A 25,330-nucleotide genomic window follows, 5' to 3' on the forward strand; every position below is an offset into this window, starting at 1 on the left:
CCCTCCATCAGATATTTCTAATAGGAATACTTCTAGCAGTCACGCCCATCGGAGGGAAGGGCATCGCGGGGACCGGTCGTAGACTGCGCTGCGTGGCAGACGAGACGAACAAGCGCGCGCTCCCGGCGACCAGCTGGGCGGTGCTCGGCCTGCTCTCCTTCGGCGAGGAGCTGTCCGGCTACGACATGAAGAAGTGGTCGGACTGGTCCCTGCGCTTCTTCTACTGGAGCCCGTCCTTCAGCCAGATCTACAGCGAGCTCAAGCGCCTGGAGAAGGCCGGCTACGCCACCTCGCGGATGGTCGCCCAGGACACCGGCACCCGCGACAAGCGCGTGTACCGGATCACCGACGAGGGCATGGCCGCCGTACGGGAATGGGCGCGCGAGGCACCGGTCGACCCCCCGGTGCTCAAGCACGGGCCGATGCTCCGGCTGTGGCTGGGGCACCTGCTGGAGCCGGAGCAGATGCGCGAGATCCTGCTCCGGCACCAGGAGTTCGCCGAGAAGATGCGCCGCCGCGCGGTGGCGGACGTGGAGGGCGCCGAGCACGAGGCGGCCTGGGCGTACCCCACGCTCACCCTCAAGTGGGCCGAGCGGTACTACGCCTCCGAGCGCGACCTGGCCGCCGCCATGCTGGCGGACATCGAGGCATTGGCGCCGGAGTCCGGCACGCGCCCGTAGGCGCGCCGGAAGTAGAGCAGCGGCGGGCCGTCGCGGTGCGCCGCCGCGGCGGTGACGCGGCCGAGCGCGATGCCGCGCTGGCCGTTCCCGAGGAGTACGGGGGCTGGGGTGCGGGCCCGCCGAGACCGGGGTGGTGATGGCGGAGCTGGGCCGCGCGCTGAGCCCCGTACCGTACCTGGGCTCGGCGATGCTGACCGCGGCGGCGCTGCTCGCGGCCGGGGACCGGGAGGCGTGCGCGCGGCTCCTGCCGGGGCTGGCGGACGGGTCGCTGGTGGGGGCGCTGGCCTGGGCGGAGGAGACCGGGGGCGGGCCCGGCGGCTGGGAGGCCCGGGACCTCACCACCCGGGCCGGGCGCGCCGGTTCCGGCTGGCTGCTCAGCGGCGCCAAGCGGTACGTCCTGACCGGCCCGGAGCGGCCCGCCCGCTGCTGGCGTTCGCCCGGGCGGAGGACACCGGCCGGCTGGGGCTCTTCGAACTGACCGGCCCGCCCGCGCGGTTCACCGTACGGTCCACCCTGGACCCGACCCGGCCCCCGGCCTCGCTCACCCTGGACCGCACCCCCGCCCGGCTCCTGTCCCGCGACGGCTCCGCCGTCCTCGACCAGGTCCGGGACCTGGCCTGCACCGCGCTGGCCGCCGAACAGGCGGGCGCCGCCGGGCGGGCCCTGGAGGCGACGGTCCGCCACGTGAAGGAACGCGTCCAGTTCGGCCGCCCCATCGGCTCCTTCCAGGCCGTCAAACACCGGCTCGCCGACCTGTACACCGCCGTGGAGACGGCCCGCGCCCTCGCCCTGGCGGCGGCCGCGGCCGACGCCGCCCCGGCCCTCGCCGCGGCCGCCGCGTCGGCCTGCGCGGAAGCCTTCGGCCACGTCGCGGGCGAGATGATCCAGCTGCACGGCGGCATCGCCATCACCTGGGAACACGAGGCGCACACCTTCTTCAAACGCGCCCACGGCTCCACCCACCTCTTCGGCCCACCCGCCGCCCACCGCCGGCGCCTCGCCGCCCATCTGGGCTACGACCCGGCCCGCTGACGCGTACCCTCGGGCCCATGACGGGCAGTGCGATGGACCTCCGCGCCGTGCAAGCAGCCGCTCCGGCACTCGTGAACCTGTACAAGAGCGCCGGGGTGTCGCTGCGCAAACACGGACTGGAGGGCGGCCGGGCCGCGGTCTATCTGGTCCTGGACTACTCGGGATCGATGCGTCCCTACTACGCGGACGGCAGCGTGCAGGCCCTCGCCGACCAGGTGCTGGGCCTGTCCGCGCACCTGGACGACGACGGCCGGATCCCGGTCGTGTTCTTCTCCACCGAGGTGGATGCGATGGAGGAGATCACCCTCGGCTGTCACGAGGGACGGGTCACCACGATCGCGGCCGGCCTCGGCCACATGGGGAAGACGTCGTACGACGCGGCCATGGAAGCCGTCATCGATCACTACCTGGAGGCCGGAACGGACGAGCCGGCCCTGGTCGTCTTCCAGACCGATGGCGGGCCCCTCAGCAAGCTCGCCGCGGAGAGGTACCTGTGCAAGGCGGCCCGGCTACCGCTGTTCTGGCAGTTCGTCGGCTTCGGCAACACCCGCAGCAGCCAGTTCGACTTCCTGCGCCGGCTGGACGAACTGCCCGTCCCGGCCAAACGGGTGGTGGACAACGCGGGGTACTTCCACGCGGGCTCCGACCCCCGGACCGTGCCGGACTCCGTGCTCTACGACCGGCTCCTGGGGGAGTTTCCGGCGTGGCTGGAGGCGGCCCGCGGGGCGGGGATCGTGCGCGTCTGAGCGGCGGGGCGTGGGGGCAGACGGTTTGATGGGGGTATGACGATCAACAACTGGGCGGCGTTCGAGAAGGCGGAGCCGGAGTTCGCGGCGGCCGTGCGGGCCCGCTTCGCGCAGTTCCCGCACCACGTCCTCGGCACCCTGCGCAAAGACGGCTCGCCCCGCCTCAGCGGCCTCACCGTCGACATCCGGGGCGGGGAGCTGTGGCTCGGCATGATGCCGGGCTCGATGAAGGCCCGCGACCTCCAGCGCGATCCGCGCTTCGCCCTGCACACCAACCCCGGCGAGGGCGAGACGATGCCCGACGGGGACGTACGGATCTCCGGGCGGGCGGTGGAGATCGTGGACCCGCCCGAGCTGCACCGGTACGCCGAGGAGACGGAGTCCCCGCACCCCTTCCACCTCTTCCACGCCGATCTGGCGGAGGTCGTGCACGTCGGGGTCGAGGGCGAGGAGCTGGTGGTGCGGACGTGGACCCCGGCGCGCGGGCTGCACACCCTGCGCCGGGGCAACGACGACGAGCCCGCCCGCGAGGACGACCCCGTCAGCTGAGCGGCACGCCGCCGACCGGTCCGAGGGCGGCCGGGTCCACGTCCACCCAGTTGCGGTCGATGTTGATCGTCACCCCGCCGTACGAGGCGTCGTGGTCCCCCCGGAACTGGTGGGCCCGGCGCGGCCCGGCCCACTGCGCGGTGCCCTCGGGCAGGCCCATGTCGGCGTCGGTGACGGACGCCGCCAGGTTCCAGCGGGCCACCCACAGCACGTCCGGCATCGCCTCCGGGGCCTGGTGGTGGTGGGCGCTCAGCGCCTTGGCCCCCGAACTCGCGGAGACGTACGCCGCCGAGCGGTAGCCCAGCTCGTGCAGCCGGACCGTCCAGGCGGTGAGGTAGGCGACGACCGGGGCGTCCCAGGTGGCCCGGTCGGAGTAGTTCTCCAGGTCGTTGTACAGCACCGTGCCCCCGGCCAGGCCGAGCGAGCGGGCCGCCTCGGCGGCGCCGTCGGCGGCCTCCCGGCCCTGGTCGTTGGCCCGGGAGGGGTCGGTGGACAGGCCGGTGCTGGCACTGTTCCAGGGCTGCGGGCCCACCCAGATCGGCATCAGGTGCCAGCCCGCCTCGGCCTGCTTGCGGACCCAGCCCGCCGTCAGCTGCGGCTGGGCGCAGGCGCGGGCGCGGCCGCCGATGTAGATGCCGACCGCGCCGAAGGGGGAGCCGGCCCGCCAGGAGTCCATCGACTTCTGGGTCGGGGCGGTGCAGGCGTCGAACCCCGTGCCGGTGAAGGCCTCCTGGGTCGCGCGGGGCGCCGGCGGCGGGCCGGCTGCGGGGACGGCCGGTCCGGCGGCGGGGGGCGCGGCGCCGTCGGGCGTGGCGGCCCGGGCGAGCAGGTCCCGTACGGCGGCCGGGTCCTCCCCGTACGAGAGGGTGGCCATCACCTTCGCGCCGCGCAGGGCGTACCGCACCTCACCGCTGTCCCCGTCGGCGGGCGGCAGCCCGGACCCGGCGTCCACGGGGAGGGTCGGGATGTCGGCGCGGGGCGGGGCGCCGTCGAGGGGCTCCAGGTGCAGGGTGTCGGCGCGGTTGGCGACGGCCCGGCCGGAGGCGCACTCGGACTGGGTGCCGGCGTGCCCGAGGTAGAGCGCGGGCCGGTCCAGGCGCAGGCAGGCGCCGGGGTGCCGGTCGAGGTCGACGACCCGCCAGCCCGGAGGGAGGGTGAGGCGCAGCCCCCGGTAGTCGACGGTCCGCCCGGCGACGGCGGCAGCGCCGGCGACGGGCGACAGGGGGGCGACGGGCTGCCGGACATCGGCGGCGACGGCGGGCGACGAGGAGGCGACGGTCCGCCCGGCATCGGCGGCGACCGCGGGCGACGGGAAGGAGACGGTCCGCCCGGCACCGGCGCCGACGGCGACCGCGGGCGACAGGGAGGCGACGGGCAGCAGCAGGGCGGCGCCCAGCAGACACCGCAACAGCGTTGGGGAGGGCATGGCCCCCACAGCTACCAGAGCCCGCCCCTCCTCAACCGGCCCCCGCCCCGCCCCGGATACTCCGTCCGGCCCACCCGCGCGCCCGCCGACGCTCCTCCCGGGTGGGCCGGGCCGGCGGGCCGCCCCCAACGGGTGGTCCCCGTAGCCGTGCCACCCCGGGCGCGGCGCCCCCGCGCCCCCCCCGCCCCCCAACCGCCCGGCCAGGGCTACGGCTGGTCCCGGAACGCCGGGAGGCCGAACAGCCGCTGCCTGCCCTCGTCGTCCATCTGCTCGACCAGCGGCAGCACCAGCTCCCACAGGTCCCGCTCGACGACCTCCCGTACCAGTGCGTCCAGTTCCGCCTCGCCCAGCCCGGCCGCCGCGTCCGCCACCACCTTCCGCGCCCCCTCCGGCAGCACCCCCACCAGCGGCAGGAACTCCCCCCACAGCCCGGTCGCGACCACCGTACGGACCACCCCGCCCAGCACCTCGGGATCGCCGAGCGCGTCCAGCGCGGCCACGGCCCGCCGGTCCGCCTCCCCGAGCAGGGCGACCAGCGGGAGCAGCGTCTCCCACAGCCCCTCGGCGTGCGCCGCCCGTACGAGCGGGTCGAGCGCGGCCGCGTCGAGCCGGGCCGTGAGCTCGGCGATCCGCAGCCGCTGCTCGCCGCCGACCGCCGCGGCGACCGACAGGGCCTCCTCCCAGAGCCCGTCGGCCGCCGCGGCCCGGACCACCGAGGCGAGCCGGTCGTCGCCCATGAGCGCCAGGACGCGCGGGAGCCGCTCGGGCTGGTCCACGTAGAAACCCGCCCGCAGCACGTCGGCGTCGCCGACCCGGCCGAGGATCCGGCCGAGGGCCCCGTCCCGGAGGTGTCCGACGAAGCGCCCCATCGTGAGGTGGTCCCCCCGCCCGGCGAGGGCGACCCCGATCCGTACGACCAGCCCCTCGTCGAGCCGGTCCACGATCCCGGCGATCCGGCGCGGGTCGAGGTGCGCGCAGGACTCGGCGGTGAAGGAGACCGGCAGCTTCCCGATGATGTCGGCGGCCCGGGAGGCGTCCAGCCGGCCCGCGACCGCCGCCGCCAGCCGGGGCCCGAGCGCCTTCTGCGAGATCGCGGCGGCCACCCCGGCGGGCACCAGCCTCGTCGCGGCGGCGATCCGGTCCAGCATCTCGGGCGCCCCGTCGAACAGCGCGGCGCTCGCCCGCTCCCGGAAGGCCCGTACGTCGTCCTCCGGCAGCTCCTTCAGGAAGCCGAGCGCGCCCGGCTCCTCCCCCAGCAGCCGGGCGGTCTTCTCGGCCTCGGCCCGGCTCACCGGAACAGCACCGTGCGTACGGCTCCGCGGGCGAGGGCGGGCACCAGCCGGAGCGCCTCCTCGGCGGCCTCGTTCAGCCCGTCGGCCCGCCGTGCCCGCTCGGCGCGCACCACCTCGGCCAGCCGGGCCGCGTCGTGCGGCGCGAGCGATCCGAACGAGTCGGGCAGCGGGCCGCCCAACTCCCTTTCCAGCGTGGCGTGTTCCTCTGACCTCACGAGCGGCCTCCCGGTGCGGACAAGGGCTTCGCCGAGAGCGTGACGCCGAACTGACTTTTAGTCAATACTCGCGGGTAGGATCCTCCCGGCCGCTCCGGCCCGGCTCACGCCTTGCAGAGCTGCGGCGCCCTCGGGGGCACGAACTGCGCCTCCAGCACCAGGTCCCCGGAGACCTTCACCGAGGTCATGTCCTTGGCGAAGCCGACGCCGTCGGAATTCTGGAAGCTCAGGTCCCGGGGCAGGGCGTCCTCGTCCACCGCGTCCCCGAGGTGCAGGACCGTGATCGTGCCCTTGCACCCGGTCGGAGCCGGCGGATCGCTCCCCTCGACATGTCCGCGCTCCGGACCGACCGACAACTCCCGGTCCTCGATCAGCTCGTAGCGGTACGAGAACGCGTACGTGCGCCGGGTCACCGGGTCCCTGTTCACCTCGGCCTTCATCACCACCCAGAACTGGGTGACGGACATCTTCTGCGGCTCGCACGGCCGCTGCTCCGGCTCCGGGCTGAAGTGCACCCCGTCGTAGAAGACGTACAGGCCGTGTTTGAGGCCCTCGGCGCCCGGCAGGTCCCTGAGGTAGGCGAACCGCTCGTCCGTGTCCATGCCGGCCGTGCTCTTGCACGCGGGCGGCGGGACCGGCGGCGCGGACGTCACCGTGGGCGACGGGGTGGGGGTTGGGGTGGGGGTGGGGCTCGGGGTGGGCGACGGCGACGGACTCCCGGACGGAGTCGGCGCCGCACCGCCCGCCCGGCCGGCCTCCCCACCCGCCCGGGACGGCGAACAGCCGACGGCGGTCGTGAGCAGACAGGCGGCCAGGACAGGGGCGGCGAGCCCTCGTAATCGGCGCATCGGGCGGTCCTCCGGGACGCGTGCGGACGGTCGCTCCCGAGCGTGACAGGGCGGGCCCGCGCCCACATCCGTAGAACCGCCTACGTATCCCGGCATGCGCCGTTTCGCTACGCTTCCCCCCTCGCCAGTCACTCGGGGGGCTCATCGTGACCAGGACCGGACCGGCCGGCCGCGAGGCCGAACTGCGGCGCCTCGACGAGGTGCTCGCCGGGCGGGGCACGGACGGACCCCGCGTGGTCGACCTGACCGGGGCGGCGGGCATCGGGAAGAGCCGGCTGCTGACGGAGCTGTGCGCACGGGCCCGGGCGCGCGGCATGGGCGTCCTGCGCGGACGGGCCACCGAGTACGAACGGCACACCCCCTTCCGGCCGTTCACCGACGCCTTCGCCGACCTGGACCCGGAGCCGGAGCCGGGCGACCCCCTCGCCGAGGCCGCCGCCCCCGTCCTGCGGGGCACCGACGGCCCCGCCGCCGGGCCCGTCGACCGGTTCGCCGTGCACCGTGCGACGGCCCGCCTGCTGGCCTCCCTGGGCGGCGCCGGGGACGGGCTTCTGATCGCCCTCGACGACCTCCACTGGGCGGATCCGGCCTCCCTGGAGCTCCTCGACCACCTCGTACGCCATCCGCTGCGCGCCCCCGTGATCACGGCCGTCGCCCGGCGCGACCGCCAGACCTCCGCCTCCCTCGCCGCGGCCCTCACGCGCGGGATCGACACCGGCGCGGTGCTCCGCCTCGGCCTCGGACCGCTCTCGGAGCGCGCCTGCGCCGAGCACCTGGCCCCGGGGCTGCCGCCGGACCGGGCGGCCCGGCTGTACGCGGCCAGCGAGGGCAACCCGCTGTACTTCCTCACCCTCCTCCAGTCCCAGACGGCCCGGGACCGCGCCCCGCTGGGCGGCCCCGACGGCCCCGGCGGCCTCGGCGCGCTGCTGCTCGACGAGCTGACCCCGCTGAGCCCGGCCCAGCGCCGCACCGCCGAGGCCGTCGCGGTCCTGGGCGACCACGCCACCCCGCAACTCCTGGCGGAGGTCGCCGCGCGCCCCGCCCTCGACGCCGGTCCCGACGCCGGTCCCGGCGCCGGCCCCGCCCTCGACGCCGATCTGCGGGCGCTGGCCCTGCGGGACCTGGTGCGCCCCGGGCCGGCCGGGCGCTGGGTGGTGCGCCACCCGGTGCTGCGCAGCGTGATCCACGAGAACGCCGACCACCGCCGCCGGGTCCTGATGCACCGGACGGCCGCGGCGGCCCTGGCCCGCGCGGGCGCCCCGGCCTCCGTGCGGGCCCACCACGTGGAGCACGCCCTCACCGGCTGGGACCCGCGGGACGCGGCCGTGCTCCTGGAGGCCGCCGCGCAGAGCGCCGCCACGGCCCCGGCGAGCAGCGCACACTGGCTGGGGGTGGTCCTGCGGGTGCTCCCGGAGGGACCCGGGTACGCGGTGCGGCGCCGGGAGCTGACGCTCGCCCGGGCCCGGGCGCTGAGCGTCTGCGGTGAACTGCGGTCCGGGCGGGACCTGTTGCGGGAGCTGATCGACTCGGTCCCGGCGGACGACGACACCGGGCTGCGGGCCGCCGCCGTCACCCTGTGCGCCTCGCTCGAACGCCACCTGGGCCACTATCCGGCCGCCCTCGCCCTGCTGCGCCGCGAGCTGTCGCGCCACCCCGCGCCCCGCCCCGGCGACGCGGTCGCCCTGGGCCTCGAACTGGGCTCCTCCGCCCCGCACGTGACCCCGTACCCGGAGGTCCGCGCCGACGTGCTGCGCGCCTTCGAGGGGGCCGAGGCACTCGGCGACGCGGCGGCCGCCGCCGAGGCCCTCGCGCTGTCCGCGCTCGGGGAGGCGTACGAGGGGAACCTGGACGCGGCCCGGGAGCTGACCGGCCGCGCCGCCGCCCGCGTGGACGCCCTCGCCGACCGGGACCTGGCCGGGCTGTGCGAACCGCTGGCCCGGCTCGGCTGGGCGGAGTTCTACCTGGAGCGGTACGCCGACGCCGAACGGCACGCCGACCGGGGCACGGCCATCGCCCGGCGCGGGGGCCCGCTCCACATCCTTCCGCACCTGCTGCTGTGCAAGGCGATCGTGCACATGAACACCTGCCGGCTCGGCTCGGCGCTGGAGCTGACCGAGGAGGCCGAGAGCATCGCGCGCGGCATCGGCAGCGACGAACTCCTCGCGCTGGTGCTGTCCAACAAGGCGCAGGTGCTGATCGCCTCCCGGCCGCCCGGGGACCGGACGGCGCTCGCCGTCGCGGAGGAGGCGGTGGCGGGCGTCGGGAACCGGCAGAGCTGGTGGGCCTCGCTCGCGTGGTGCGTACTCGGCTACGCGGCCCTGTACGCGGGGGATCCGGAGCGGGCCCGTACCGCGGTGCTCCGCGCCGGCCGCGCCGACCTGGCCGGGCTCCAGCCGTCGATGCGGCCGCTGTTCCTGGAGGCCCTGGTGACGGCCGCCGTCGCGGGCGGCGACCTCGGCTCCGCCGACGGCTGGGCCGCCCTGGCCACCGCGGAGTCGCAGCGGCTCGGCCTGCCCACGCAGCGGGCCTCGGCGCTGCGCAGCACCGCCCAGCTGCTGTCGGCGCGGGGCCACCGCGCCGAGGCGGCCGGCACGTACGCGCGGGCGGCCGCGGAGGCGGCCCGCTCCGGGGCCACCCTGTGGGAGGCCCAGTCCCTGCTGCTCGGCGCCCCGCTGGCGCCCGACGGCTCGGGGGAGGCCATGTGGCGCCGGGGCCGGCGCCTCGCGGAGGCGGGCGGGGCCCTGCTCCTGACGGGCCTCGCGGACCTGCTGCGCCCGGCCGCCCCGCCCCCGCCGCCGTTACCCGGCCTGACCCCGCGCGAGGGGCAGATCGCGGCCCTGGTCGCGGAGGGCCTGACCACCCCGGCCATCGCCGCCCGGCTGCGCCTGAGCCCCCGTACGGTCGACACCCACCTGTCCCACATCTACCGCAAGACGAACGTGACCTCCCGCGCCGCCCTGGCGGCCCTCACCGCCCGCGCGACGCCGTCTCCTTGAGGACGAGGTCCAGCCCGGTGGCCCGTACGCCGAGCACCCGCTCGGTCTCCGAGGCGTCGAGGAGCAGTTCCCGGTCGTACTGGTAGGCCATCTCGGGGAGTTCGGCCATCACCGCGTCGGCCGCCACCGCCGCGTCCAGCTCCTGCGGGGTCATCACCCTGAGCCGCGGGCCCGGTACCCCGGCGATTTCGGCGAGGCGGCCGAGCAGTTCCCTCGGGGGCAGTTCGGAGGTGGAGGGAACGTGCCAGGCGCGGCCCCAGGTGTCGTCCCGGGCACCGACCGCGATGAGGGTCCGCGCGACGTCGTCCACGAAGGACCAGGCGTGCGGTGCGTCCAGGCCGACCGGGAGGACGGCCTCCGCGCCGGCCAGTACGGCGGGAACCGCCAGCAGCGGGAAGAGGCCCACCGCGGTCGGCCCGAGGAAGTCCCCGGCCCGGACCTCCGCGACGCGGACCCGCCCGGCCCGGTGCGCGGCGAGGGCCTCCTCCCAGATCGCGGCGCGGACCCGGCCCTTGTCGGAGTTGGGCCTCATGGGCAGGTCGGGGGTCAGGGGCCCGTCCGCCTCGCCGTACCCGTAGACGTTGCCCAGGATCACGTAGTCCGTGCCGGCCCGCTCGGCGGCGGCGAGGAGCGCGGAGGCCAGCGGCGGGAAGGCGGTCCGCCAGTCCTGGTAGGCGGGCGCGGCGGCGTTGTAGAGGGTCTTCGCGCCCCGCAGCAGTTCGCCGAGCCGTACCGGGTCGGTGACATCGGCGGCCACCCGTTCCACGAGGGGGTGCTCGGGCCCGCCGCCGCCGCGGGTGACGATGCGGACGCGCTCGCCGGCCGCGGCGAGCAGGCGGGCGGTGGCGCTGCCGATGGCTCCGGCGCCGGCGATGACGTGCAGGTTCATGCGTGTACTCCCGTACTGGGGCTGCGAGTTCCCGTTGCTGTGGGATCAACCCTCGCCCGGGGCGCGGCCGTACAGTAGTGGCCCGAATGCCAACAGTCCGGAGATTCAGGCCATGTCCGCACCTGCCCGACCACACCGCGTCGCGGTCATCGCGAACGCTCCGGTGACCACCTTCGACCTGTCGATCCCGGACGTGGTCTTCGGTGCGGCGGCCGTCGGCGGGGACCCCGCGTACGAGGTCACGATCTGCGCGGCCGTCCCGGGCGTGGTGGAGGCGATGGGCGGGATGGACATCGTGGTGGCACACGGCCTGGAGGCGGCCGAGCGGGCCGACACGGTGATGGTGACGGGCACAGGCGCCCGCGTCCGCGCCGATCCCCGCGTCCTGGACGCCCTGAGGGCCGCGGAGGCGCGGGGCGCGCGCGTCGCGTCCATCTGCACGGGCGCGTTCGTCCTCGCACAGGCGGGCCTGCTGGACGGCCGCCGCGCCACCACCTTCTGGACGATGTCGGAGGAGTTCGGGCGGCTCTTCCCCGAGGTGGCGCTCGTGCCCGGGGTCCTGTTCGTCGAGGACACCGGGGTGCTGAGCTCGGCGGGGCTGTCCGCCGGGATCGACCTGTGCCTGCACATGGTGGGCCGCGACTACGGGGCGGCGGTCGCGAACGCCACCGCCCGCCTGGTGGTGGCGGCCCCCGTCCGGCCGGGCGGTCAGGCGCAGTTCCTTCAGACCCCGCTCCCGCCCGAACGCGGCACGTCCCTCGCCGCCACCCGGGCCTGGGCGCTGACGCGCCTGCACGAGCCGACCACCCTGGCGGACCTGGCCCGTCACGCGGGCACGAGCGTACGCACCCTGACCCGCCGCTTCCGCTCCGAGACGGGCCTGAGCCCCCTGCAGTGGCTCCTGCACCAGCGCCTGAACCGGGCCCGGGAAATCCTGGAGACCACCACCCTCCCGATGGACGTGGTGGCGGCCCGCAGCGGCCTGGGCACGTCGGACTCCCTGCGCACCCACCTCCAGCGCCACACGGGCCTCACCCCGACCGCGTACCGCGCGGCCGCTGTCAGACCCGGCGGCTAGCGTGGCCGGTACGGAAAGATCACCACGCACACAGGGGGACGTCATGAAGCACACGCGCGGGTTCACCATCGCGGCACTGGGCGCGGCGCTGGCACTGACGGCGGGGGCCGGCCAGGCGGCCGCGGCGGAGGGGGAACTCCTCCCCTACCCGGGCCCCGACGGCGTGATCTGGATCCCGGAGATCACCGGATCCAGCGGCTTCGTCTCGGGCGGCCTCAACTCCGGCCTGGACACCTTCACCACCTTCGCCTGCGAGGGCGGCGGCACCATAGAGGTCTCCTTCCACCTGGAAAACCACCCGGACCGCGACCCGGCCCCCTTCACGCTCAACTGCCCCGCAGGCGACCCGGCCTCCCTCACCCTCCCCCTGGGCCCCGGCCTCACCGGCGGCTTCGCCGCCACGGTCACCACCTCGTCCCCGGCCATCCGCTGGGGCGCCACGGTCATCCAGCCCGAGTAGCCACCCCTGACGGCCGCCCGAAGGTGGGGTCGATGGAGCACGCAGAACGTCCAGGAGGCAGCGTGAGCGGCAGTGAGTGGACCAGCGCGTCGATGCCGTACCTGACCCCGCGCACGTCGCCGGATCATCGGACTCGACGGCGAGCCGACCGAAACTGACGGACACCTACTACCCGGCGGCCATCGCGCCGGGCACCCCCTGGCCGCCACCGCAAAGATCCACGGCGGCGCCGTGACCCTGCCGAGGAGAACCAGGACTCCAGCCAGAGGGAGACCCCGCGGCCCGGAGCGAGTAGGGGACCTTCGCGAGCGGGGATGCGACCTCGGCGTCGGTGAGGACAGCGCGGCGGGCCGCCTTTCAGATGTCGCCGTACTCCTTGATCAGGAGGCCGCCGCCCCAGGACGCGCGGAAGAACTCCGACCGGCTGCCCCACGGCAAGCACAGCCAGCAGGAGCCGGGCGCACACCGAGCCCGCACAGGTCACCGCGGATTGCCGTCCACCCACATGTGGCCGGGGCCGGCGGAGGCCCGTTCTTGCAACGACCAACGAAGGGGCGGTAGTTGATGGGCTCTGGGTTGACGGACCAATCGTGTCGCCGGGCCTATTCCTGCTACGGTCATCCGTTCGCCGAGGAGGTCGTGATGAATGGATCCCTGCCCGTTGCTGCCCACGTGGATCTGCGCCGTCAGCCAGTGGAAGACGTGCTGGAGCGCGTAGAAGAGGCCCTGCACGTGCGACTGGATCGGCGGGCGCTCGTACGCAAGCGCCGTTCCTTGGGTGGCCGTACGGAGCGGGGTACGTGGGTGCGCATCGAGCGGCGGGGCTTCGAGCGGATCGGCCCGCAGGGCTGGAACGGAACCGAGGCCGCTGCCGTGCTGCAAGGGGTCGCGATGCCCGAGTGGTACCAGGGCCTGGCGTGGCGCGAGCCGGGCGAGCCGGTGATGTGGCGCGCGGATGAGCTGGAGCTGATTGCATCGCCGTCTGTCGGCAAGGGCGCCCTGGTGCTCGAAGACCCGGGCCTGCCGGACGAGTGGTGGGAGGCCCTGAACGCTTCGCTGGACGCGCTTGCCTCACAGCAGACACCGCGGATCGCGACGCCGGACACGGTGACGATCACGCAGGAGCAGGTGACCCAGACCCTCGGAGCGGTCTTTCCCGGGGTGGCCGATACGCGGATCGAGCGGTGGGCGCCGGCTCATGCGGATCTGACTTGGGCCAACGTGATGGGACCGGAGTTCTCCCTCATCGACTGGGAGGACTGGGGCATGGCGCCCCGGGGCCTGGACGCCGCAACGCTGTGGGGCAACGCGCTTGCCGTCCCGGGGCTCTCGGACCGGGTCCACCTGGAGCGGCGTGCTGACTTGGAGAGCCGGGACGGCAAGCTGATGTCGCTGTTCTTCTTGTCGAAGATCGTCGGACCCTACGCGTACGAGGAGGACCCGCTGCTGGCGCCGGCCCGGAAGGAGGCCGAGCGCCTGGTGGCCGAGCTTCAGCTCTGACGATGTCCGTGGAGGGTCCGCAGGTACTGACTGACGGCGGCGACGTCCACCTCCGCGCCCAAGGCCTGGACCAACTGGGCCAGATGCCCAGGGTTGTCGGTACCGACCGCCATCGCGGAGGCGCTGGGCAGGTGGAACGCGGCCCGGAACGCCGCCTGAACGCGGGACAAGTCATCGTGGGGCGGTCGGAGGAACGGGCGGGGATCGAACTCCTCCCACACCTTCCTGTGGCCGCCGCCGAAGGGGCTCATGCCCCAGGTCTCGCCCGCCCGCCAGGCGGTGCGCAGGACGGTGGTGGCGTCGAGGAGGTCGATGCCCACGAGGAAACCGGCCCGGACCATGAGGACGTCCGGAGACGGAAGGCCGTGCACCCGGACCATGCCGAGCGGTCGGGGGTCCCAGGAGGCCACACCCCAGGCGCTGCACAGGCCGTCCCGGGCGGCGTCGGCGAGGGCGGTGCAGGCATCGCCGAGGAGGGCGTGGCCATCGGCAGGGGACAGGCCCGTGAGGCTCTGTTCGGGGTTGTGGAGGAGCACGGTGTCAGGTTCCCTGCCGAGCTCCCGGGCCGCCCGCTCAACGGCCAGCCGCAGCCGGACCGGATCAAGGGAATGCTCAGCACCTCCGGCGCTCGGGAAGAAGCCCACCTTCGTGGAGAGGGTGAACCTCGGCAGTAGATCGGCGGCTGCCTCTGTCAGTGCTGCGTGCGAGCGGAAGCCGAGGTAGGGAGCCGCGGTGTCCAGGGCGGTGACGCTGAGGTCGAGTGCGGCCGTCAGGAGGTCGCGGTGGTGACGAGACCGGTGTAGGCCGAGGACAAGGCGGGGGTCAGCTCCGTGCACAGTTCCTCCTTCAGCAGGATCTCGGCGAGCTGTTCCACGTCCACGCCGGTCTTCTCGGCGGCGTCGGCGATGTCGACGGGGTGGCCGCTCAGCAGCAGGGCGAGGGCGGGGTACGCCTTGCCGGCGAACGTAAGCTTCTTGCCCGCGGCGAGCACGTCCACGGTGTCGTGGTGCTGCTCGATCACGGGCTCGAAGTCGGTGACGCACACGACGGCCGCGGGCTTGCCGAACAGGCCGGTGGCCGGGACGTGCCGGGCGGCCAGGCGTTCCCGCTCGCGGGTTTCGAAGAAGTCCTGCGGAGTCAGCTTCGTAGCCATCTCGGCGACGGCGTCGGCCAGGAGCCGCTGCTGTCCCTCCCACTGGCCAGGGGAGTTCCAGCGGTCCAGGTCGTACCGGAACAGCTCCTGCGTGCGGGCCTGGTCGGCGAGCCAGGCCAGCCAGTTCACGCCGACGCGCTTCACGATGCCGAAGGTGGCGTGCAGGCTGTAGCCGTCACCCTGGTCGTCCCGGGTGGCCTGGTGCCAGAAGCCTCGCGGGACGTGCATCACGCCGCCGGGCTCCAAGACGCCCTGCCACACGATTTCCTCGCTGGGCTCGGCGTTGGGGGCGGAGTCGCGGTACATCGGAACCCTGCGCGAGGTGCCGCGGACTTCCCAGCTCTTGCGGCCGGCGAGCTGGACGATCACGACGTCGTGGTCGTCCCAGTGGAGCTTGAAGCCGCTGGCGTCCTGGGTGGTCAGGTAGGCGTTCACCTGCACCAGCTCGCGGGCCCACCACTGGAGCGCGCGGCAGGTGGCCTCCATGGCCGGGTCGAAGAAGTCGACCTCGTCCAGAACCATGGTGCAGCCCTCGCGCATCAGCCCGCCGACGCGGCGCATGTCGGCCATGGGGATGGCCTGTCCCCGCCGGGTGACAGAGGGCTGGATGTAGCGGCCGGGGTGCAGTTCGGCCCCGTCCTGGAAGATGCGGAACTGGGGCGTGGTGACGCTGCGGCGCATCACCAGGTCCAGCAGCTTCGAAGAACTCCGCCTGCCGCCCCACGGCGAGCACGGCCGACAGCAGCGGGACGTACGCCAGGAACGCGCGGGCCACCGCGGATTGCCCTTCACCCAGATGTGGCCGGGGCGGTCGGCCTCCACGGCTTTACCCACCTGTTCGGCTCGGGGCCCGCGTCGGCAAGTCCAGGGGGCCACTCGTGCTAATTGCGGTCAGGCCCAAAGCCTGCCCGAGTTGCCGGCCAGCGTACGGCCCCCTGAACATGCCCGACCCCAACCCGAACAGGACACCGGCCAAAGCCGCTCCGGCCGACCGCGAGGTCACCTGGGCGTATCAGGCGCCAACTCCTGAAGACGGGGCGGTGGTTCACGCGAGTGGGCCCCGGCGCGGGAGGGATGCGCCGGGGCCCGAGGAGGAGGGCGGAATCAGGCATTGACCTCGGCGGGAGCCGAGACCGGAGGGCGGACCCCGGTCAGTTCCTCGGCCCGGTCGAGGAGGCACGGGGCAAGCTCGGGGTAGAAGCCGCGGGCGACGGCCTGGAGGAGTTCAGCGATCGCTGCCAGCTCGCCGATACGACCGGCCGGGGTGCTGAGGACCTGGGCGAAGCCAGCCCGGATGCGCTCGGCGACAGTCGGCACAAGGAGGCTGTGCGCGTGGAGGAGTCCGGGGTCGTAGCCGACGGGGACGCGTCCCCAGCGTTCCCAGTCCAGGAAGGTCAGGGGCTGGCCGGTGATGTTGCCCCAGTGGAGGTCGCCGTGGCCGGTGACGCGTTCGATCTTCGTGGGGGCGGGGATGCCGAGGAACTGGGGGAAGGCCCGCTCGATCCAGGAGTCCCGGACGGTCTCCTTGGTCCCCTCTACCTGCGTCAGGCGGTCGAGTGACTGCCTCAGCAGACCCCACCACTGCTCCGGAAGAGCGGGGTCTCGGACCAGGTCCGCGCGGGTGGGTGAGACCACCGGGTGCGGCACGCGGTCCAGGACTTCGGACTGAAACGACCACTCGCCGTCCACCCAGTCGTGGACGCCGTGCAGTGCCGGTCGTGGCACATCGCGGGGCACGAGGAGGGACGCGCCCACGGGTCCTTGCCCCGGTGTGCGCCCCGCGTTCTTCAAGTGGCCGCGGCTGACCCGAAGCCAGAAGTCGCCCGCGCCGCGCCCCAGAGTGAATCCGGCGAAGCCCCACACCGGCGGGCCCGTACATGTGAGGCCCTGGGCTTTGGCCGCCCGCTCGTGCGCGGCCTCCATGAGTGCTCGGATGTCCTCATCCGGTGGCGAGTTCATCGGTCACTCTCCTGAGGTGTTCGGGGGCGAGGGGCGAAGCGAGCGCCTTCACCGCATCGTTCCAGTGATCACGATTCGTGGTGGAGGTCAGCACGAAGTCCAGGGCGGGGCAGGACGAGGCGGCCAGGACGCCAGCGGCGCCGGCAGACAGCCCGGGGCGGATCAGATCCACCAGTTCGGGTGTCATCGCATCCAGCAGTTCGCCGCCGTGCAGCGGGGCGGAGCCGAACGTGATCAGTCCGTCGTCCTTCGCCTGTACCAGCGGACCGCCCCCATTCAGGGCTTGCGTGATCGGGGCGTCATCGATCAGGCCAACGGGCATCTGTACCGCGATCAGGTGGTGATCGGAGGACCCTGCGGCCTCCCGGGCCAGCACTAAGAGTTCAGACACACTGAACGCCCCTTCCCGCAGGCCCGACCAGGTGGCCACTCCGTAGCCGGGGATCTGGCCCTCGTGCGCCTTCTCCTCCAGGGCGGTGAATGCCTCGCGGAGCCGCCAGTGCATCACCGACCGGTCCACTGCGCGACCAGCCCGTTCCGGGTTGTGCACGAACATAAGGTCCACGTGGCCGAGGAGGGCAAGCGCTTCTTCCACCTGATAGCCGACGAACGAGGGGTCGAGGCAGTGGCCGGCGGAGGCGTCGTGTTCGGTGAGCAGGCCCCGGCTGAGGGCGGCTCGCCCCTGGCTGCGGGTGAAGAAGCCCGTCTTGGTGGCGACGAGCGGAGGGCTGGGGGCTTCCCGCAGGACCCTGCCGAGGTCATGGAGGGCCTGGCCGTCGGCGTAGTTCGGTGCAGTGTCGATCCACGGGGTCCCGGCCTGCACCGCCATGCGCGCTGCTTCCGCCACGTCTCGGACCCGGTAGGTGCCCAGGGCCAGGGACGCCGTCACAGCGCCGTCCCCACGACGGCGACGGCCTGGCCCTCGATGAGGACCCAGACCAGGTCGGCCACGTCCTTGACCTCCAGGCCGGCAGCTGAGGCAAGGTCCCCCAGCGTCGTCGGCTGGCCGAGCAGCAGCGTGCGAAGGACCGGCCCGGCGGACTCCGCGAAGTCCCAAGCTGTCCCCGCCGCCGAGAACGTGACCGTGCTGTGCCCGTTGTTCACCGTCACACGTGCCCGGGGGGCGGTGAGCCGTACGGTGATCTCCGGCATGGCGGGGATCTCGTCAACGTAGGGCAGAGACGGGACGGCATGCCCGAGGTCGGTCGTGTCACCGGACTCCGCCCAGTGCTCGATCAGCCGGGGATCAGCCAGGAAGTCGACCACTTCGCGGCGCACGGCCGCGAGGAAGTCCGACTGCTCCGGCAGCGCGGCGAAACGGGGGATGTCCGTGCGCAGGGGCAGGGTGGCCCGGAGCTGGTCCACCACCCAGAGCATGAGGTCGGCGCCCGTATGCGGGACCATGCCGAAGGTCAGGTGGAGGGATTCCGAGCCCTGGTCGGCGCTGACTGCATGCCACCAGCCGCGCGGCAGGTAGAGCACATCACCGGCCGCGAGCACAATGTCCGCCACCGGGTCGCCCTCCGGCTGCTCCGGCGATTCGACGTCCCGGAACGTAGGGGCCTGGCGGGTGGCTCCGTACAGCCGCCACCGCTTGGAGCCGTGCAGCTGCACCACCACGACGTCGTGGTCGTCCCAGTGGAGGCCGAAGCCCTCCCGCTCGGTCCAGGAGGCGTATGCGTTGGCCTGCACGGAGGTTCCGAGGAAGCGTTCCAGCCCCTCGGCCGCCGCCCCCACGGCGGGGTGGATCTTCTCGACCGCGTCGAGGACCAGCGAGGCGCCTTCCTTGAGCTGGGTGTGCAGCTCTGCCGGCTGGATGCGGGACCAGGTCACCGCACGGCGGTTTGTCGTCGGGACCGCGTAGCGGTGCAACGGGACCGTCTCGCCGTCGGCCGACAGACGGAGCCGAGGTGGCTCCAGACGCTGCGTGGCGATGATCCGGTTCAGGTCATCCCAGGTGAACAGGCTCGCCACGTCGGTGGCGCCAGGGAAGTGCGCGTAGGAGCGGTGGTACGTCTGGGCGAGGAACGTGTCCCCGCCCAGACGCCCCGCCCACGAGGCTGCATCAAGCATCGTGGGCGGCCCCGTCAGTCGTTGCCGTCGGAACGGCCGCTGCTGACGTCAGACTCCTGCTCGGCGCGGGTCCGCGCGGCGACGATCTTCCGCTTCGCGACGAGCAGGCCACCCCCCTCGGGGGCCACGGAACCGGCGTTCTCTTCCACCATCGAACTTCCCTTCTTCTTGGGGAACTCCCACCGGAGATTGGGTGGGAAGACTGAGGTCGAACAGGTGAGCCGATCGGCTACGACGTGACGATGACGCCGAGGACGTACAGAGCCACCGAGCCGAGGACCATCGCCAGATACAGCGGGCCGGCGAACCGGCCGACCCGGCGGAGCACCCACCTGCCTAAGCCGTGCACTACGCCGCCCCCGGCTCGGTCACCGCGGGACGCAGGGCGCGGGCCGACACGGGCGAGGAGCCGAGGCAGCGGGGGCACTCACACGGCGGATAGCGGCCCGGGTCCGAGAGGATGACGTACGGATCACCCGACCGGACACGGGTCGTCTGAGACCACGTATGGCCGGCGTCTCGGGAGACGCGAAGCGTCATGAGGAGGCGGGGCTCCGCAGCGAGGTCGAGAGGCCGAGAGAGCCGCTCGTGGACGTGTCCCTCAGCGCCGTTCTGCGTTGCCATATCCGCACCCTTCCGCTGCGCCATGCCCGCTCTGTTCGCGACAACTCCCAGGAAAGCGCCGGAAGTCGGCGGACTCCACGGCATACATGCCGCATTCTTGGAGCAGATCCGTGCACGGGTGCCGCAGGCTTCGAAGTCGCGGGAAGGGGTCGTCATGGGGCTAGCCGAACGGCGCAAGACCCTGGGCTACAGTCAGGAGAAATTGGCCGGGTTACTTGGCGTGGACCGCACGACGGTCGGGCGCTGGGAGAGCGGCAGGATCGAACCGCAGCCACCCCAGCGGCGAGGCTTGGCCATCGCCCTCGAAGTCAGCCTCCAAGAGCTTGACGCCCTCCTGACAGAGCTACGAGCCGCAGGGCAGGAGGCCACAGGGCAGCAGTCCAGTGACCACCCGAGCGCGGGAGACCCCGACGAAATGATCCGCCGCGAATTCCTCCGCATCCTCACGGTCAGCGGGGCACTGACGGCCCTGCCGGTGGACGAGGCCGAGGCCCTCACAGATGGGGTGCTGAGGGGGATGCCCGCCGACTTCGAGCGGATGAACAGCCACCTGTGGCAGGTCTACCAACTGGCGCGTTCGAAAGGCTCGGTCTACCCCGTCATTCGTGACCAGCTGACGACTCTGAACGAAGCACTGGCCGCCAGCCGAGGCAGCTCCCGCCCCCTCCTGAGCGCAGCGGCCGACCTCTTCCAGATGGCCGGCGAAGTCGCCTTCGACGGGAACCGGTACACCGACGCCGCAGCCTCGTACTCGCTTGCGGCCTCGGTCAGCAAGGACGCAGACGCGTACGACCTGTGGGCCTGCGCCCTCGTACGCCACGCCTACGTGGACATGTCCGAGCAGCGCTACCGCCAGGCGGCGCAGATGCTGGGTGCGGCCGAACGGTTGGCCGGTCGAGGGGACAACGACCTTTCGACGCGGCATTGGGTCGCGTCGGTCCAAGCGGAGGCGTACGCCGGCCTTGGGGACCTCACAGCGTGCGAACGCGCGCTGGACCAGGCCGAGAAGGTCAGGGACCTCACCGCGGAGAGCACGAACGGCGGATGGCTCCGCTTCGACGGCACCCGCTTGGCCGAGGAACGCGGAGCACGGTACGTGCAGCTCGGCCGCTTGGACTTGGCGGAAGCGACGTTGAAGGCCGCATTGGCGCAGACGGCCCTTGCCTCGGGGCAGTCGTATAGGCGCCGGGGCGCAGTGCTGACCAGCCTGGCCGCCATCGGAGCGAAGCGGCGTGATCCCGACCAGGTTCTTGCGTACGGGCGGGAGGCCGTCAGCCTGGCCCGAGCCTCAGCATCCGGGTACGTCGCCCGTAGACTCCAAGCCCTGTGCGACGAGTTCGGTCCCTTGAGCCGCGACCACCGCGTAGCGGAACTGGGGGCGGAGATCGCCACGCTGAGCACGCCGTGACGAGAGGGGTAGGCATGTCGCAGACCGAAGGTGCACGACTGTTCCGGGAGACCTGGATCGCGGGAGTGCACCAGCACTTCCCCGGGGAGCCGAAGGCCGGCTACGTCACCCCGTGGGAAGACACCCCGCAGTGGGAGCGCGAGGCCGCAGGCTCGGTTTACGACCAGGTCCGGCAGTTCATCGAGATCAGCGGTGGCCACACGTCGAGGCTGTCCCGCGAGCAGAAGAGCCGGTTCGTCGCGACATGCTGGACGGTCCAGATGTTCAAGCACTTCGAGGACCCGAAGCCGGGCTACGTGGCTGACTGGCCCGACCTGCCGTCCTGGCAGCAGGAGACCGACGCCGACATCTTCGAGGCTATCGAGAAGGCTGTCATCTGATGTGACGTCCGCAGCCCCGGTCCCGGGCCGAAGGACTGGGGGCTGCGGACGTCGAGTGTCTGGGTACCGCTAGAAGATCCTCCCCGAATCATCGGTAGCGGGACTCGTGCGCCTCGGGGAAGTAACTGTCAGACCGGCGGCTCGTGCCCAGCTTCGCCATCTGCCTCCCATGCTGTACGTGCTCGACTCCGTCCAGCTAGCTCCTGCGGCCTCCCGCAAGATCTCCCCGACGGCTTGCGGGCCGAGCGATGGATCTCCTTCCAACGCCAGCAGCCCGGCAGCAGCTCCCGGCAGCGCGGTGAGCATTTCTCGCAAGACAAGAGGATCTATGACACCCTCTGGCGCGAGATCTGAGCGTGTCAGCACAAGGGTTCCCTCGGGAGTCACCGAAACTGCACCGATAGCTATCGTCGTACGAGTTGCGTCCCTCTTGGGTCCATCTTCGGGCAGAGAGACAACCTCGCCGCGCCCGATGTGCTGGATTAGTTCAATAGCGGGCCCACACGCCTCCTGAGGTAGCGCCCGCCTTACCCTCAACGGTGACCTGACGTCGAGCAGCCTTATTGACTGCTGTTCGTATCCTTCTGGAGCTAGGAAGAAGTCGTTTCCCCGTTGCACGATGAGCCCGGCGTACGTCATCCAAGAGAGCGATGAGCGAGCGTAGTTAGTCCACGTGTTAACGCTCGCCTCAACTGCCGGGAATGCGTTGGGAAGTTCTCGCCCATAGGAAGATAGTGAGACCGAACCGGCTGATCTCTCGGCGAGAGAGACAAATGTCGAGAAGGCTCGGTGGCGGCGGAGAGAGGAAGCGACTCGTCGGCGCAGGGCGCGTTCGCGGTCTGGAGCTGTCCAGACTTCGTCGCTCAACTTAACTCTGAGCGGTTCGTGAGTGGTTACCCCGAGCAGGCGCAATTCCCGTGAGAGGTTGAAGATCGCCCTGTCGCTGGTGTCGAGAGCACTGGCCAGGTCGGGAACATATGCGTTTCCTTCGGCTGCCAAAACCAGAGGAAGGAGGCGGGCGATTTGGCGTGTTGTCTGCCTCAAGATGTACGAATCCTCAACGGGGACGCGGCCGGTGTTGAGGAAGTCTCTGAATGTGTCCCAGTAAGTGTCCAGGCGTTCGCCAACCTGCACAATGAGTCGGCGGTTAACCAGTGACTGTACGAGGGTGGGTGAATATCTCTCGGTGACTTCGGTTGCCATGATGGGGGCGAAGCGGGCGATGTGCCTCAAGGCTTCATGCTCGACAGGCGTAAGCTCCGAAAGGTCGGCTTCGAAGAGGCTCTGTACGTTAAGAGCTTCTGCGATTAGCTGCTCTTGCGAGATGCCTCCCGCAAGCTCTTTGAGTACGTGGTCTGAAAGTTTCTTCAGTAGCCACGGAAACCCTTGCGAGTACTCTCGGAGACGGAGCTTCAGATCGGGGACGATCCGAGTCCCGGCGTGCTTCTCTAGCCGCCCCAGTAGGGTACTTACCTCTGTAGGGCCGAAGGGGTCTACAGCGAAGACGGCAGCCATCTGGCGGATCTCGTCCCGCAGCTGGTACGGGTGACCTTCTGTCCACCCCACCAAGTCTGTCTTCCAGGCGTAGCCGACCAGAATCTTTCCATCAAGCTCCCGTACGCCGGCCGTGAGGTCTCTGAAGGATCGCGTCAGTTCGGGGTCTCTGAATACGTTCTCAAACTGGTCGAAAAACAGTAGGAGCGGGCGCCGGGGGTCGATCCAAGCAGAGTGCTTCAGAGTGTTCAGCGCGCTAACCAGGCTGCCCCAACTGGGATCGTTTGGCAGAGTGAGCAAGCCTAGATCGGCAGCTTCAAGCGCCGCTCGCCGCAGTACTTCTACGATGTAACGCGATGTGTTGGCGGTTCGGGTGTCAAGCACAAGGGCATGCCCGCCGCGGTCTTTGGTGAACTGGGCGAGTTTAAGGGCAAGGCTGCTCTTGCCCCATCCGGATTTGGCATTGAATACGACAACTCTCTCGCCGCTATCAAGGGACCGTGAGAGCCGGGCGAGAAGTTCCTTCCGGCCGACGAAGTACCGCGGCGACGCAGGCAGCTGGTATTCGAAATCTGATCCGGACCCAAGTACGGTCGCAAATAGTGACTCGTCGGCAGCGTCTGTGGCTAGAGGTTCGCGAGTGGGCTCGTGAGCCAAAGTGTGAGCATCGGAAACCTGGAGGCCGACGGCGTACGGGCTTGCTCGAACGAGGTCAAGAGTAGGGATGGGGACAATCCCATTTGCACTCCAAACCGTAATGGATTTCGGAGTGCGTGAGGCTGGATCGAGGATTACGGTGGCGGAGAATACTCCGTCTTCAGTCACTATGACTGCGGGATCGCTAGTGGTGCCCAGGTCGTGCGGCGCATCGACAAGCAGGCCGGTCTCCCGCATCGCTGAAACGACGTCGTCTGAGTTTAGGTATCGAAAGTTTGTGTCGCGGGCCGCAATGGTTCGGGCCTTCTCTTCTCCATCAGGTGTCAGCCTGGGGAGTGCGATCATGAACCCAAATGTCGCTTGTTCTCTTTCGAGTCGATCGGCTGCTAGCTTTCCGTAGAAGCTGGTCAGCTCATTCGCTTTGACGTTTCGCGAGTACGCCTTGCACTCGGCGATGGCGGTCGCGAACGTCAGCTGATGTTGTACGACGACGTCCAGCTCAACACCGTCTGATGTGACATTCAGATTCGAGAATCGCGGCTTTTCGTACCCGTATCGATGTAGCAATTGGGCCACGAACCGCTCGAACAGGTGACCCTTGGCGTGGTTTTGCGCCTGAGGTGATTCACCCGGAGCGAGAACAAGGATGGTCAGCTCGTACATCGAGAGCGAGGTCACAGTCGGCAGCCTACTGACGTGCCACCCCAGGTGAGGAGTCTTCAGGAAGATACGACTGGACCAACGGTGCGGTGATGCTCTCGCGTGTAGCACTCGACACCCAGTCATGAGGTTCTTGTAGATGGGTGGGTCCACTGTGCCGGCCGCCGCGAACCGTCATCCGAACGACCTGGGAGCCTGTTGGTGGCCAGGGGTAGTGGACCAGGTGTGGACCGCCGGTCTGCGTGAGCAGTCGGATGCCGGGGTCAGACGCAGGTCATCGGGTGCGGGGACGCTCCTCGCAGCACTCTCTTGAAAACCGTTCAGCTCCTGAAGGACGAAGGACTCACGGTCGGCCGCGGGAGTGGCGGTCACCGTACGGGAGAACCGGCAGCGAACCGTCCGCCCTGCGAAATCCCTCACGCGTGCGGCGGACGGAGAGGCGTACCCATGGCTCGCCGAAGTCTCCGAGCAGGGGTCGGCCGCGCGCAGCAAGCTGCTCGCGGTCGACGTCGTGGCCGTCACCGGTGACGTCGCCGACGCGCTGGGGTGCCCGGAGGGCAGTCCGGCCGTGTGCCGCCGACAGTTGATCAGCGTCGACGATGAGCCTGCGGAGCTGGTGAGTTCGTACTACCCGCCGGACATCGCCGACGGCACCCCGCTGGCCGAACCGCGCAGGATCAGAGGAGGCACCCCGGCGCTCCTCGCCGAACTGGGATTCCCGCCCCGTCGCAGCGTCGACCGGGTCTCCGCCAGGGTCGCGACGCAGGAGCAGTACGCCACCCTGCGGCTGCCCGGCGACCTACCGGTCCTGCGCACCCTTCGTACGGTGCACGGGGACGGCGAGCGCCCCATCGAGGTCACGGTGATGGTGAAGGCCGGACACCTCTACGAGCTCCGGTACGAGTTCGACCCCGAATAACGGGCGCCGGACGCCACAGCGCCCGCCATCCCTGGTCGGGGACATGACGGGCGCGGTGTCGGAGTTCCGTACTTCGTTGTACGGACCGTATGAGGGGTCCCGCCCCGGAAGGCAGGGGTACCGCGGGTGGCACCGCTCGCGCATCGACGGCCGGAGGCCGGCGCAGCCGGGCGAAGCCCGGGAGGCCGCTCGCGGCCGAGCGGTGCGAGCCCGGCATCCCAAAATGGTCATGACGGGCGCGGTGTCGGAGTTCCGTACTTCGTTGTACGGACCGTATGAGGGGTCCCGCCCC

23 protein-coding genes and 1 pseudogene are annotated in these 25,330 nt (G+C 71.5%); 12 read left to right on the forward strand and 12 right to left on the reverse strand.

The genetic code is table 11. The features are described 5' to 3' along the window. The first annotated feature begins 92 nt into the window (after positions 1-92). The 5 genes from ACFV0Q_RS10555 (at position 93) to ACFV0Q_RS10575 (ending at position 3,007) form a co-directional block, all read left to right on the forward strand. Positions 93-680 carry a PadR family transcriptional regulator gene (locus ACFV0Q_RS10555; RefSeq protein ID WP_385003571.1) on the forward strand — a complete coding sequence of 196 codons (588 nt, stop codon included), beginning with the start codon at positions 93-95 and terminating at the stop codon, positions 678-680. A 136-nt stretch (positions 681-816) separates the two neighbouring features. Continuing rightward, positions 817-1,158: a hypothetical protein gene (locus ACFV0Q_RS10560; protein WP_385003573.1), complete on the forward strand. Its 342-nt coding sequence runs from the start codon at positions 817-819 to the stop codon at positions 1,156-1,158. Positions 1,159-1,364: 206 nt separating this feature from the next. After that, on the forward strand, positions 1,365-1,712 hold the full coding sequence (locus tag ACFV0Q_RS10565; RefSeq protein WP_385003575.1) for an acyl-CoA dehydrogenase family protein: 348 nt from the start codon (positions 1,365-1,367) through the stop codon (positions 1,710-1,712). A gap of 17 nt (positions 1,713-1,729) precedes the next feature. Beyond that, positions 1,730-2,458, forward strand: a complete 729-nt coding sequence (locus tag ACFV0Q_RS10570) for a vWA domain-containing protein (protein ID WP_385003577.1) — start codon at positions 1,730-1,732, stop codon at positions 2,456-2,458. A gap of 36 nt (positions 2,459-2,494) precedes the next feature. After that, entirely contained in the window at positions 2,495-3,007 is a 513-nt protein-coding gene (locus ACFV0Q_RS10575; protein ID WP_385003579.1) for a pyridoxamine 5'-phosphate oxidase family protein, read from the forward strand. Here ACFV0Q_RS10575 and ACFV0Q_RS10580 read toward each other — a convergent pair. The 4 genes from ACFV0Q_RS10580 to ACFV0Q_RS10595 form a co-directional block, all read right to left on the reverse strand. Beyond that, on the reverse strand, positions 3,000-4,433 hold the full coding sequence (locus ACFV0Q_RS10580; protein WP_385003581.1) for a DUF1906 domain-containing protein: 1,434 nt from the start codon (positions 4,431-4,433) through the stop codon (positions 3,000-3,002). The two genes, ACFV0Q_RS10575 and ACFV0Q_RS10580, sit on opposite strands and share 8 nt — an antisense overlap. A 206-nt stretch (positions 4,434-4,639) precedes the next feature. Further along, positions 4,640-5,725, reverse strand: a complete 1,086-nt coding sequence (locus ACFV0Q_RS10585; protein ID WP_385003582.1) for a hypothetical protein — start codon at positions 5,723-5,725, stop codon at positions 4,640-4,642. After that, entirely contained in the window at positions 5,722-5,940 is a 219-nt protein-coding gene (locus ACFV0Q_RS10590) for a hypothetical protein (protein WP_385003584.1), read from the reverse strand. Before ACFV0Q_RS10590 ends, ACFV0Q_RS10585 begins: the two co-directional genes overlap by 4 nt. 104 nt (positions 5,941-6,044) lie before the next feature. After that, a complete protein-coding gene (locus ACFV0Q_RS10595) occupies positions 6,045-6,542 on the reverse strand; it encodes a hypothetical protein (protein ID WP_385003586.1) in 498 nt (165 codons plus the stop codon). Positions 6,543-6,934: 392 nt separating this feature from the next. Here ACFV0Q_RS10595 and ACFV0Q_RS10600 point away from each other — a divergent pair, with 392 nt between their 5' ends. Then, positions 6,935-9,784: an AAA family ATPase gene (locus ACFV0Q_RS10600; protein WP_385003588.1), complete on the forward strand. Its 2,850-nt coding sequence runs from the start codon at positions 6,935-6,937 to the stop codon at positions 9,782-9,784. Here ACFV0Q_RS10600 and ACFV0Q_RS10605 read toward each other — a convergent pair. Then, on the reverse strand, positions 9,756-10,673 hold the full coding sequence (locus tag ACFV0Q_RS10605) for an NAD-dependent epimerase/dehydratase family protein (protein ID WP_385003590.1): 918 nt from the start codon (positions 10,671-10,673) through the stop codon (positions 9,756-9,758). The two genes, ACFV0Q_RS10600 and ACFV0Q_RS10605, sit on opposite strands and share 29 nt — an antisense overlap. Positions 10,674-10,785: 112 nt before the next feature. On the opposite strand from ACFV0Q_RS10605, the gene ACFV0Q_RS10610 reads away from it, so the two are divergent. From ACFV0Q_RS10610 to ACFV0Q_RS10620, 3 genes are all read left to right on the forward strand, one after another. After that, a complete protein-coding gene (locus ACFV0Q_RS10610) occupies positions 10,786-11,751 on the forward strand; it encodes a GlxA family transcriptional regulator (RefSeq protein ID WP_385003592.1) in 966 nt (321 codons plus the stop codon). A gap of 43 nt (positions 11,752-11,794) precedes the next feature. Beyond that, positions 11,795-12,211 carry a hypothetical protein gene (locus tag ACFV0Q_RS10615; RefSeq protein ID WP_385003594.1) on the forward strand — a complete coding sequence of 139 codons (417 nt, stop codon included), beginning with the start codon at positions 11,795-11,797 and terminating at the stop codon, positions 12,209-12,211. A 642-nt stretch (positions 12,212-12,853) separates the two neighbouring features. Next, entirely contained in the window at positions 12,854-13,711 is an 858-nt protein-coding gene (locus ACFV0Q_RS10620) for a hypothetical protein (protein WP_385003596.1), read from the forward strand. Here ACFV0Q_RS10620 and ACFV0Q_RS10625 read toward each other — a convergent pair. The 6 genes from ACFV0Q_RS10625 to ACFV0Q_RS10650 all read right to left on the reverse strand — a co-directional run bounded on the left by ACFV0Q_RS10625 (position 13,702) and on the right by ACFV0Q_RS10650 (position 19,048). After that, a complete protein-coding gene (locus tag ACFV0Q_RS10625; protein ID WP_385003598.1) occupies positions 13,702-14,547 on the reverse strand; it encodes an aldo/keto reductase in 846 nt (281 codons plus the stop codon). The two genes, ACFV0Q_RS10620 and ACFV0Q_RS10625, sit on opposite strands and share 10 nt — an antisense overlap. Further along, positions 14,481-15,545 (reverse strand): JmjC domain-containing protein, encoded by a 1,065-nt coding sequence (locus tag ACFV0Q_RS10630; RefSeq protein WP_385003600.1) that lies wholly within the window; start codon positions 15,543-15,545, stop codon positions 14,481-14,483. Before ACFV0Q_RS10630 ends, ACFV0Q_RS10625 begins: the two co-directional genes overlap by 67 nt. 423 nt (positions 15,546-15,968) lie before the next feature. Next, positions 15,969-16,823: a hypothetical protein gene (locus ACFV0Q_RS10635; protein ID WP_385003602.1), complete on the reverse strand. Its 855-nt coding sequence runs from the start codon at positions 16,821-16,823 to the stop codon at positions 15,969-15,971. After that, entirely contained in the window at positions 16,804-17,712 is a 909-nt protein-coding gene (locus ACFV0Q_RS10640) for an aldo/keto reductase (protein WP_383497746.1), read from the reverse strand. Before ACFV0Q_RS10640 ends, ACFV0Q_RS10635 begins: the two co-directional genes overlap by 20 nt. Then, on the reverse strand, positions 17,709-18,896 hold the full coding sequence (locus tag ACFV0Q_RS10645; RefSeq protein ID WP_385003605.1) for a cupin domain-containing protein: 1,188 nt from the start codon (positions 18,894-18,896) through the stop codon (positions 17,709-17,711). Before ACFV0Q_RS10645 ends, ACFV0Q_RS10640 begins: the two co-directional genes overlap by 4 nt. Before the next feature lie 14 nt (positions 18,897-18,910). Continuing rightward, a complete protein-coding gene (locus ACFV0Q_RS10650; RefSeq protein ID WP_385003607.1) occupies positions 18,911-19,048 on the reverse strand; it encodes a hypothetical protein in 138 nt (45 codons plus the stop codon). A 626-nt stretch (positions 19,049-19,674) separates the two neighbouring features. Here ACFV0Q_RS10650 and ACFV0Q_RS10655 point away from each other — a divergent pair. After that, positions 19,675-20,928, forward strand: a complete 1,254-nt coding sequence (locus ACFV0Q_RS10655; protein WP_385003613.1) for a helix-turn-helix transcriptional regulator — start codon at positions 19,675-19,677, stop codon at positions 20,926-20,928. A 14-nt stretch (positions 20,929-20,942) separates the two neighbouring features. Beyond that, positions 20,943-21,308: a hypothetical protein gene (locus tag ACFV0Q_RS10660; RefSeq protein WP_385003609.1), complete on the forward strand. Its 366-nt coding sequence runs from the start codon at positions 20,943-20,945 to the stop codon at positions 21,306-21,308. Between the two features lie 69 nt (positions 21,309-21,377). On the opposite strand, the gene ACFV0Q_RS10665 is transcribed toward ACFV0Q_RS10660, so the two are convergent. Next, entirely contained in the window at positions 21,378-24,137 is a 2,760-nt protein-coding gene (locus ACFV0Q_RS10665; protein ID WP_385003611.1) for a restriction endonuclease, read from the reverse strand. A gap of 273 nt (positions 24,138-24,410) precedes the next feature. Between ACFV0Q_RS10665 and ACFV0Q_RS10670 the strand changes: the two are divergent. Next, positions 24,411-25,038, forward strand: a pseudogene (locus ACFV0Q_RS10670) (GntR family transcriptional regulator); the annotation flags it as partial. Positions 25,039-25,330: the final 292 nt, after the last annotated feature.

Origin of the sequence: Streptomyces sp. NPDC059564, assembly GCF_042735575.1 — a bacterium.
Taxonomy (GTDB): Bacteria; Actinomycetota; Actinomycetes; order Streptomycetales; family Streptomycetaceae; genus Streptomyces.